We start from the raw sequence: 378 nt of genomic DNA on the forward strand, positions 1-378 counted from the left end.
ATAGGGGAGTGGAGGTTGGGGGGGGGGGTGTTGGGGTGGTGGAGAGGGATGGTGTGGTGATTGGGGAGGGTGTGGGGGGGGTGGGGGATGAGGATGTGGAAGTAGTAAGGGGGGATGATGGAGTTGAGGTGGAGAGTGAGGTGGAGGCGATGGAGTGGGATGAGGATGGGAGGGAGGGTGTGGAAGTGGAGGTTGGTGGTGGTGGGGGGGGTAGGAGGGGTGTGGTCGGGGTGAGTGGGGGTGGGTAGGGGAGGTTGAATGTGGGGAGGAAAGAGGGGGAGGAGTACAGGTGGGTGTATGGAGTGAGGGGGATGTAGGATGCGCAGTGTGCGCGTGGAGGGTTGGCCATGGATGTAACGTGGCGGTATGTGAGGGGGA

General features: G+C 62.7%; 1 protein-coding gene. It reads left to right on the forward strand.

Features of this window, described 5'->3' with window-relative positions; genetic code table 11:
• Positions 1-248 (forward strand): hypothetical protein (locus FS507_RS17800; protein WP_440130367.1); only part of this gene is annotated, 248 nt, incomplete at its 5' end.
• Between the last annotated feature and the right edge of the window lie 130 nt (positions 249-378).

The organism is Corynebacterium glyciniphilum AJ 3170 (assembly GCF_007673095.1).
Classification (GTDB): Bacteria; Actinomycetota; Actinomycetes; order Mycobacteriales; family Mycobacteriaceae; genus Corynebacterium.